The 10,334-nt window shown below is 45.7% G+C and carries 6 protein-coding genes and 1 pseudogene; 4 read left to right on the top strand and 3 right to left on the bottom strand.

Annotated elements, in window-relative coordinates; all coding sequences use genetic code 11:
- Both AAKU64_RS11935 and AAKU64_RS11930 read left to right on the top strand, forming a co-directional pair.
- A pseudogene (locus AAKU64_RS11935) lies at positions 1–95 on the top strand (biopolymer transporter ExbD); the annotation flags it as partial.
- A gap of 159 nt (positions 96–254) precedes the next feature.
- The gene (locus AAKU64_RS11930; RefSeq protein ID WP_354362174.1) at positions 255–1,508 is read left to right on the top strand and encodes a tetratricopeptide repeat protein; all 1,254 of its coding nucleotides are present in this window, start codon (positions 255–257) and stop codon (positions 1,506–1,508) included.
- A 150-nt stretch (positions 1,509–1,658) separates the two neighbouring features.
- Here AAKU64_RS11930 and AAKU64_RS11925 read toward each other — a convergent pair whose 3' ends face one another.
- Together AAKU64_RS11925 and AAKU64_RS11920 are read right to left on the bottom strand one after the other, a co-directional pair.
- Positions 1,659–3,239, bottom strand: coding sequence for a transglycosylase SLT domain-containing protein (locus AAKU64_RS11925; RefSeq protein WP_354331474.1), 1,581 nt, complete (start codon positions 3,237–3,239; stop codon positions 1,659–1,661).
- Between the two features lie 246 nt (positions 3,240–3,485).
- Positions 3,486–5,279, bottom strand: a complete 1,794-nt coding sequence (locus AAKU64_RS11920) for an ABC transporter transmembrane domain-containing protein (RefSeq protein WP_354331476.1) — start codon at positions 5,277–5,279, stop codon at positions 3,486–3,488.
- A gap of 419 nt (positions 5,280–5,698) precedes the next feature.
- On the opposite strand from AAKU64_RS11920, the gene AAKU64_RS11915 reads away from it, so the two are divergent.
- Positions 5,699–6,475, top strand: a complete 777-nt coding sequence (locus tag AAKU64_RS11915; RefSeq protein ID WP_354331477.1) for a glutaminyl-peptide cyclotransferase — start codon at positions 5,699–5,701, stop codon at positions 6,473–6,475.
- 160 nt (positions 6,476–6,635) lie between these two features.
- Here the strand turns inward: AAKU64_RS11915 and AAKU64_RS11910 are convergent, their stop codons facing one another.
- Positions 6,636–8,456 (bottom strand): DUF885 domain-containing protein, encoded by a 1,821-nt coding sequence (locus AAKU64_RS11910; RefSeq protein WP_354331479.1) that lies wholly within the window; start codon positions 8,454–8,456, stop codon positions 6,636–6,638.
- Between the two features lie 435 nt (positions 8,457–8,891).
- On the opposite strand from AAKU64_RS11910, the gene AAKU64_RS11905 reads away from it, so the two are divergent.
- Positions 8,892–10,277 (top strand): DUF2799 domain-containing protein, encoded by a 1,386-nt coding sequence (locus AAKU64_RS11905; RefSeq protein ID WP_354362173.1) that lies wholly within the window; start codon positions 8,892–8,894, stop codon positions 10,275–10,277.
- Positions 10,278–10,334: the final 57 nt, after the last annotated feature.

The raw sequence follows: 10,334 nt of genomic DNA, 5'->3' as shown, positions 1-10,334 counted from the left end.
TACCGTATAAAGCGGTGGCGCATGTGATGGCGGAGGCGCAACGACTGGGCGTCAATAAGATCGGTATGGTTGGTAATGAGCAGTTCTTGAAGTGAGTTAGATACGTGAAATTCAGTATTTACTCCGCTTCTCACTGCGTGAACCAGAAAATCTAAGGTATTATTCAAAATTGGCAGGGTTACTCCTGCCTTTTTTCATTTTGATAAAGCTGCAATTTTAAAATTCATTAAATTTATTGATTGAGAGATCAAAACATGAAGCAACTTCGATTGTCACGCCTCGCTGTTTTACTTGCTGCGATTGGTTTTTGTGCTGTTCCAGAACTGACGAATATTGCCGGTAACGTAGTCTATGCTCAAGAGGCCATGCGCCCTGAAATCGGCAAAGCAGTACAAGCTGCTGGTGATTTGTTTAAGGCCAAGAAATACAAAGAAGCACTCGCTAAACTTCACGATACGGATAGCGTGAGCGGTAAAACAATGAATGAAAGTTTTACGATTGAGCGTATGCGTGCTGCGATTGCAAGTGCTGCTGGTGATAATGACACTGTGATTCGTTCTTACGAAACAATTATCGCTGCGAACAAATTGCCTGCTGGCGAACAAATTAAATACATACAAGGTCTGGCATCAGCTTATTACAAAGCAGGGAATTACGCTAAGACCGTGCAATGGGTTACTCGTTATTTTTCCGATGGCGGTAACGATCCGGCAATGCGTCTATTCCTGATCCAATCTCTATACATGAGCGGTGATTATGCCCGCACTATGAAAGAGGTTAAGGCTGATCTTGCATCCGAAGAAAAATCAGGTCGTACTCCAAGTGAAACTAGTCTGCAACTTTATGCTAATGCTGCTCTGAAGCAAAACGACAAAGCCACTTATGTTGCTGCAATTGAAAAGTTATTAGTTTTCTATCCAAAGAAAGATTACTGGCTTGATTTGCTTGGCCGTATTCAAAGTAAGCCCGGTTATTCTGAGCGTTTATCCTTGGATTTAGATCGCTTGAAACTAGCTTTGGGACAAATTACTCGTACCGGCGATTTTATGGAAATGTCTCAATTATCTTTGCAAGCAGGTTATCCTGCAGAAGCGATCAAGATTATTGATCAGGGCTACAAAGCAGGCGCACTTGGCACAGGTACTGATGCCGCACGTCATCAACGTCTGCGCGATCTGGCCAACAAAAATTTAGCAGAAAGCAAAGCAAATGCCGCAGCCAATGAGGCTGAAGCCAATCAAAGTAAGGATGGTAATGCATCGGTTACGCTTGGTTATGCATACGTTACCGCAGGCCAGTTTGATAAAGGTTTAAGCTTGATCGACCAGGGTATGACTAAAGGTAGTTTGAAGCGTCCTGATGACGCCAAACTCTTGCAAGGTATATCTTTACTGCAAGCTGGTAAAAAAGCGAATGCAATCAAGGTTTTGAAGACAGTGCAAGGTACTGACGGCACTGCTGATCTGGCGCGTTACTGGATTATCTACGCCAATCAATCTGGTAAGTAATTGATTGAACCGACCTTGTAAAATATTAAGGAATTTTCATCTAGTGATTTAGATTCCTTGGTATAAAAAAGCCCCGAGTTCAACCGGGGCTTTTTTATTTTGAACGATGTACTTTGACTGAGGTATTTTGAGTAATATCGCCAGTGAAAATTAGCTATGCTTTTTACCTGACTTTGCATGCGCAAGTATCGTTTTGGCCGCGCGTGGAGCCGCTGTCTTTGCGGTTCTGCTGTTGGTTTTAGTGTTGCGATTATTATGTGCTGATGCTACGTGGTTTGATTTTGTTCTCGCTTGCAGAACTGGCACTTGTATTTGTAGTGTCTGACCTGCACTGACGCTATCCCGCTTCAAATTGTTCCAGCTCTTGATGTCCGCCACACTAACTTTATAGCGCTTAGCAATTGAGTTCAAATTATCTGCTTTGCCGACTTTAAAATGCATCTGCCTGGTCGACGGAGTCTTTTCAATGATCAACTGCGCCTTTTCAGCAATCTCCATAGAGATATCCTGATCCGGTGTTTTGCTTGATCTCGGAATGAGCAAAGTTGATCCTGCTTTGACTAACATTTTTGGTGGAATGAAATTAACTTCACGCAGTGTTTCAGCTTTCATCCCCAAACGATTAGCCAAAGATTCTACTCGTTCAGTTTTGCCTACAGTATGAGTAGCCCAGGTAGATAGCGGACCATTCCACTTACTTAAATTTTCTCTGAACAACATCGCATTGTCAGTCGGGAGCAGAATTTTAGTTTTGCTATCGCCAGTAATGACGGGGCGATTGAATTGCGGATTTAACGCTGTAAAATCAACTACAGACATCTCTGCTAATTGTGCGGCTACCCGTACATCAATATCACGAGTTTTTTCTACTGTAACGAAGTAGGGTTGATTTTCTAACTTGGGTAGTTCTATGCCAAATTGTTCTGGATGCCCGATGATATTTTTAACTGCCTGCAATTTTGGCAGATAGTTTTTTGTCTCATTCGGCATCAACGCAGACAAACTTTCAAAGTCAATTGGCAAGCCCATTGCCTGCTGTTTTTTGATCGCCCGTTGAACCGAACCTTCGCCCCAGTTATAGGCGGCCAAGGCTAATTGCCAATCACCAAACATACCGTATAAGCGTTCCAGGTACGTCAGGGCAGCGTCAGTAGAATCTAGTACGCCGCGTCGGTCATCCTTAAACATGCTCTGTTTTAGATTGAAATCACGGCCGGTTGCCGCCATAAATTGCCACATGCCAGATGCTTTGGCAGTAGAAATTGCCTGAGGATTAAAGGCTGATTCAATAAATGGAAGTAATGCTAGTTCAGTTGGCATACCGCGCTTTTCCAGCTCCTCTACAACGTGATACAAGTAGCGTGAACCGCGCTGCACGGTTCGCTGTATGTATTCAGTACGAGTGCTGTACCAATTAAGCTGATTACTAACTAATTGATTATCCAGATCCGGGATTGCATAACCATTGCGAATCCGATTCCATAAATTGGCTTCTGGCGCTGTCAGTTCAACAGGATTCTCTGCAGCAATTTTATCGGCACTATCTTCTATCGCAACATTAATTGTCGGTGCCACCTCATTGGTACGCAAGACGCCAATCGGCTGAGTGCTTGACTCAGGTACGCTAGTTAATGCGAGTAAATCATTTTCTGCGGCGGAGCTTGAAGGCGTAAAGCAAAGCAAGATTGCTGAAGCGAGAATAGAGGAGATGCTGTGTCGGAAACGTTTCATAGGCGGTGTATTGTCTAATCGATCATGATCGACGATGTTGATGGGATCGGGAGAGTGTACGCAAGTGCCAATTCCGACGTCAAGAAAAATGTCACTCTTGTTACAAGATAATTCTGCGATAAAAGGCTTACTTTGTAGTCAGTTGCAGTTACTTAATGCAGCTGATTTATGCAGTGACTAACAATAGCTTCTTGAGCCTTAACCAAGCTCATAGAAGCTATTTAAGCTTAATAATTAAGCCAATATTTAAGTCGATGTATTGAATTGTAAAGACGCTAGGTTGGCGTAAATACCGCCTTGCGCTACCAAGCTATTATGGGTGCCAGTTTCAACAATATGTCCGTGCTCCATGACGATAATACGATCAGCTCTCTGTACGGTTGCTAGCCGATGCGCGATGATCAGGGTAGTGCGACCTTGCATTGCTGCTTCCAGCGCACCTTGAACCAGGCGCTCTGATTCTGCATCAAGCGCGCTAGTGGCCTCATCTAACAAGAGCAACGGTGGATTTTTAAGTAGCGCCCGTGCAATCGCGATGCGTTGACGTTGACCACCAGACAGGCGCACACCACGCTCACCAAGGAAGGAGTTATAGCCTTCTGGCAGACGTTCAATAAACTCATGCGCCGCCGCCATTTTAGCTGCAGCGATCACTTCTGCATCGCTGGCATCCGCTTTGCCATAGCGTATATTTTCTAATGCATTGGCAGAAAAAATCACCGTATCTTGTGGCACGATACCGATTGCATTGCGTAAATCATGTAGATCTAACTGACGTATATCCACGCCATCTAATGTGATCTTGCCTTGTTGCGGGTCATAAAAACGCAGCAACAACTGAAATAAGGTGGTTTTGCCTGCACCAGACGAGCCGACCACGGCGACTGTTTCACCCGGTTTGATATCTAAGGACATATGTCCTATCGACGCCATATTGGGCCGTGACGGATAATGAAACACGATGTCAGTCAACGATAAAGCAGCCCCATTGGCAGCGCGCGGAGGCAGCTTTAATGGATTCGGTGCAGATTGGATTGGTGATTGTGCTGCCATAAGCTCTAGCAAGCGTTCGGTAGCACCGGCGGCGCGTTGTGCTTCGCCCATTACTTCAGACAAAGCGCCGACTGCGCCAGCAACGATGGATGCATACAAGATAAATTGCCCTAGCATGCCACCGCTCATTTCACCTCGCATTACCGAGTGCGCTCCCAGCCACAGGACAAATACGATGGCACCGAAGATCAATAAAATTGCGACCATCGTCAGTAACGAACGGGCACGTATTCGACGCATTGCTGTACTAAAAGCATCTTCTACCGAGCTGGAGAAACGCCGCGCCTCAATGGGTTCGTGTGTGAATGCTTGTACAGTCGGCATCGCATTTAAAATTTCACCCGCGACAGCAGAGGCATCCGCAATCCGATCTTGAGAATCGCGGGATAATTTGCGTACTCGCCGGCCAAACAGCACGATCGGGAGCACCGTCGCTGCCAATGTGACGATGATAATGGAGGACAGTTTTGGGCTAGTAATAAATAACATTACCAGACCGCCCATAAACAATAATGCGTTGCGCAGTGCCATAGAAATACTGGTGCCAACAACTGCCTGAATCAATGTTGTGTCGGTCGTCAGGCGGGATAAAACTTCACCTGTCTGAGTTGTCTCAAAAAACTCGGGACTTTGCGTAACTACATGCGAATACACCGCATTGCGGATGTCAGCGGTAACCCGCTCCCCCAACCAGGACACCATATAAAATCGTGCTGCGGTAGCTACACCCAAGACGCAGGCGACCCCAAACAGCGCCAGAAAAGTCGCGTCCACATGTTGGATGCCACGCGTGCCAGTACCGCCAAATCCCAGATCGATCATTTGCCGGAAGGCATAAGGAATCGCCAACGTTGCACAAGCGGCAATGATTAAAGCAATACCCGCCAAAAAAAATTGACGACGATAAGGAGTTAAAAATGGCACTAAGCCTTTGAGTGTCGCAAGACTACTTTTGGATGCAGCGTCGTTACTGGCGGGAGCGGTCATAGGAGCTTTATGGTGACGAATTGGCGATATTGTGTCAGCTTTCAAGCTGGACTGTACGAATTGTTTGATCTAATTGTCTGCTCGGATTATCTGAGCAATGACCGCCATCATAGATGGGGCTGACATGCTTCTAAACAAGATTGTCGCGTAGTAAATTCTCATGCGGTAAATTAATTAGTGACCATGTTGAGCGCCGCACGCGATCGTTTAATGATGTTTATGTTTCAATCGGAGGTTTTGATATTGCAGCTTGCTCATTTATTGGCAATATTTGTAACACTTACACAAAATCGCATCAACAATCTTGCGTCCCGTCACCGCACCCGTGTATTGTTCTCGTCGACGCTTTTCAGTGCAATCCTCTGAAGCATTCGCATATAGTTAATGGCAAGCTCCAAGCCATCATATTAAAGGACTCAATGTTGAAGAATTTCGCAAAATGGCTATTAGTCAGCGCGTTTTTAACGGGAAATATGGCGCACGCTGCCATCCCTGTGTATGGCTACATCGTCAAAAATACTTACCCGCACGATCCATCCGCTTTTACTGAAGGCTTGTTTTATAAAGACGATTTTTTGTATGAAAGTACCGGATTAGCTGGACACTCATCGCTAAGAAAAGTTGATCTTGTCAGCGGTAAAATCGTACAGCAGAAAGATTTGAGTCCAGAATTTTTTGGCGAGGGATCAACCGAAATCGATGGGAAAATTATTAGTTTGACCTGGAAGTCGCAAGTCGGCTTTATCTTCGACGCTAAAACCTTTAACTTAAAAAAACGCTTTACTTACATGGGCGAGGGATGGGGGCTAACTAGCGATACGCGTCATGTGTATATGAGCGACGGCACACCTTTTATCCGCATCCTTAATCCAGTCACATTAAAAGAGGAACGCAGGATTTATGTGATGGCCGATGGTATCGCCGTAGATAGACTAAACGAGCTTGAGTGGGTGGAAGGCGAGCTATTCGCCAATATCTGGGGCACCGATGTGATTGCCCGAATTGATCCGGCAACAGGCCATGTCGTCGGCTGGATCAATCTGAAAGGGTTGCTGCCACCTGGCGAACGCGTTAGCAATTCCGCTGATGCAGTACTCAATGGTATTGCTTATGACAGTAAGCGCCATCGCCTGTTTGTCACTGGAAAATTGTGGCCGAAATTATTTGAAATCGATCTGCTGAAAATTCAAAATTAAGCGATGCGACAGACCATTAGCGGCCATCATTTGTATTAATGAATCTGTCATTAATACAATATACTCCCCCAATATTTTTTTAAATATGCCTCATTGTCCAGTGATTATATGGACAACTTAAATATACATAGGGGGAGTAATTTTTCTATCTAGTCCAGACTTAAGCTTTTTGTCGCTTGGCAATCCAATCATCAATCACCCGCTCCAGCACGACCAAAGGCAAAGCGCCGTGGGTAAGCACCTCGTTATGGAATTGCTTTAAATCGAATTTATCGCCGAGCGCCAACTTGGCCTTTTCACGCAGGGCAAGGATTTTTAGCATGCCGACTTTGTAGGCCAATGCCTGTCCCGGATCAACCATATAGCGTTCGATCTCGGTGGTGACATCGGTCAAGGCCATGCCAGTATTGTCAGCCATGTAGTCTATGGCTTGTTCGCGTGTCCAGTGTTTGTAGTGGATGCCGCTGTCAACGACCAGACGTACGGCACGCATCATTTCGTCGCGCAGGCGACCCAGGTTATCCATAGGATCTTTTTCAAATCCCATTTCCCAAGCCAGGCGTTCTGAATACAATGCCCAGCCTTCTGCATAGGCAGTAAAAGGTAAGACTTGCCGGAAAAACGGTACGTCTTTTAACTCCTGTGCAATTGATATCTGGAAGTGGTGACCAGGTATGCCCTCGTGATAAGCCAGGGTGCGCATCGTGAACTTAGGATTTTCTTTGGTATCGCGCATATTGGCGTAAAAAATCCCAGGACGAGACCCATCAAACGCACCTTCGCTGTAATACGCGCCAGGCGCGGTTGCCTCGGCAAATTGCGGTACTGCTTTGACTTCTACCCCTAACTTTGGACGGACATCAAACGCGCTACCGAGCCCTTTATTCACCTCGTCTAAAATCGCCTGATAGCCTTTGAGCATGGCTTGCTTGCCCTCTGGCGTATTGGGATACAACTGCTCAGGGTCTTGCGATAATTTTAAAACACGTACACCGATGCTACCTTCTGCCAAGCCTTTGCTTTTTAAGATGGCGTCCATTTCTTGGGTGATCCGGGCGACTTCTGCCAGACCTAAGTCATGCACCTGTTGCGGCGTCATGTCAGTCGTCGTATGCATGCGCACACACCAGGCGTAGTAGGCATCGCCATCAGGCATATGCCATGCACCAAAATTGCCTTGTGCTTTTGGTTGCAGCGCGGTGAAATAGCTGATTAATTTTTGATAAGAGGGATATACCTGCTGTGTAATCGACGTATCGACTTGCGCTAGCAAATCACTACGTGAGCTGGCATCGATTTTATCTGCGGAGATTTTATCCAGCTTCTCTTTAAAGTTGATGTACAGCGGATTTTGTTTGGCTGGTTTGGCGATAAAGCCCTGCATTTGTGCCAGTACTTTTTCCACCATAAATTGAGGTGGAATAATATTTTTACTGTCCCTGAGTCGTAAATCTTCCAGCACCTGATCAAATTTAATGGGAAATTTTTTCAGACGAGCGATATAACTTTTAGCTTCTGCTACTGAGTTGACCTGATGTACCTCGGTCATAAAGTTAGGCAAGTTCGATTGCACGCCAAACATCTGGTTTACGGGGAAACTCAGATCACGATAGCGATCACCCTCATCTTGCATGCGCAAAAAATAGTCCATCGTGTCATAAGACAATTGGCCGTCGCGATCAAATGAGTCGCGCTGATAACGGTGCAAAGTCTCTAGATCGGCTTTCACCATATCGGCCATTTTTTGCTCAGCGGCTGGCGAAGCATCGCTTAACTTGTCGCTATAAAAATCCATCCAGTCCGGCAAAATCCGCATACTCGATAACATCTCCGGCTGCTGCAATGCGAAGCTCGCCATCACGCGTCCATAAAACCAATCGATTTTTAACGGCTTGAAATACCAGACGTGTACAAAGCCAATCACGAGCAGTAATAGCAAGAATAAGACCCCTCGTCCTAACCACTTAAATAAGCGTGCCATATCGTTTTGTCCAAGAAAAATGAAAATGGATTATAGGCAGAATACTTTCTATAAAACAAACTTTTATTTTGATAGGATGATTTTTACAACAGAGCGCGAAGGGGGGGGGCTGCCCAGGTTTTTCTGCGCAAATATCTCTGACCGGACTTCGCTTGGCTTGCTGATGAGGGAAAGGTGTTTCTAGTAAATTACTGAGCGATCTAATGTTGGTCACGCCACAAAGATTGATATTGTTAAAATTGATACTGGTGATAAGTATATTTTAGTTGTCCATAGATTATTTGGATAACCGACTGTTTTATAAAAAAATAATGGGGAGTATATTGAATCTGTGTTCATTCGCCCTGTCAGCAGTAGATGATTTTGACAGCACGGTCAACAAAATAGGTGTTACAAGCGTTGAAGTCACATTCTTACAATTAATTACAAATTTCTATGCTCATACTTTGTCGCAAGGCTGTCCTCTCACTCCTCCTGATTTTGCCGCTGGCGGCGTGCCAGACGACGATCAGCCAAATGCATGATTGCAAAACCGGCGATTGGAATTTCATCGGTAACAAAGATGGTGCGCAAGGATTTGATCCGCGCTTTGAAGAGCGCCGCAAATTCTGCTCTGTCGTCGATAGCGACAAAATCAAGGCAGAATCTGCCAGCAATTATCAGCTTGGCTGGGAGCAGGGCAATCAGCATTTTTGGACTGAGTTGGGTAGTAACGATGGTCGCAGCGGGCAGGCGATAAATTATTTCGACACCCAAGTAGGTTCAGAAAAAATCACCAGCAATAAAACACCATTAAATAAAACTGCTTACCAGCAAGGCTGGATCAAAGGTAACGCCGACTATTGGTATGGCCTGGGAGATCTGGATGGTAAAGCCGGTCGTACCGCCAAAGAAGAGCAAAACCGTGCCGCCAGCGGTCAGCAGATTGGCTTCAATCAAAGCAGCTATCAGCAAGGTTGGGCTAATGGTAATTATGCGTATTGGACGCAGATTGGTTTTCAAGATGCGCATGACGGAGTACCCGATACTGAGTTAAAAAGACACTCGCAGGCGGCATTAGTAAGCGGATTATTTGTCCGCGAAGACGCTTATAAAGAAGCCTGGAATAAAGAGATTATTGAGTACTGGCGCAGATTAGGCTGGAGCGATGCGACCGAAGGACGTGATGTGCATACGCGTCGTGCTGACGCCAAAACCCGTGGCTTGAAGTTTTCTGAGGCAGAGTATGTGCAGCAGTGGGAGCAAAGACTGATTCAATATTGGCGCGATGCCGGCAGCACCGATGGCTTTGGCAAGCCGAATCAAATCGAAGAACGCATGAGTAGCGCCAGAGCCAATAATGTCTTTGTGATTGCCCAAACCCGTGACACTTATAATCAGGCATGGACTACTCAAAACGTGAATTACTGTAGCCCTGACAATGCCTTCAATTTCGGCCGTGGCAATAACCGTATGGCATTTGAAGTTTGTCAGGCAAGTATGCAAAATCGAGTACGCCGCGCCTGGACCAGCGGACAAGATTATGAAGACCTCGCCAGAAAACTTGCCATTGTGGACAATGATTTGGCATCTTTGAACGACGGCAGAGTAGATGCTGCACGCAGACTGGATCGCATCGAACGAGACATTCGCCGCGACCAAGACGACAAAAATCGGGTTGTGAATAACGACACTGCCAACAACGATCGCAAACGTGAGCGTGAACGACAAGAGTTACGCGACTTTTTACAAAAATCAGCGTTTAGAATGGAGGAGTTGCGTAGCTGGAACTTTAGATATACCCAGCAGATGCAGCAGATCAAGCGGGATATTTATTTGTAAGACTTGTGCTAAACCGTTCCATCTGAGTGACAGCTCCCGCTCGTATTAATTTAGTTT

The organism is Undibacterium sp. GrIS 1.8, from assembly GCF_040544445.1.
GTDB lineage: Bacteria > Pseudomonadota > Gammaproteobacteria > Burkholderiales > Burkholderiaceae_D > Undibacterium.
This window is presented reverse-complemented; position numbering and strand designations above follow the sequence as displayed.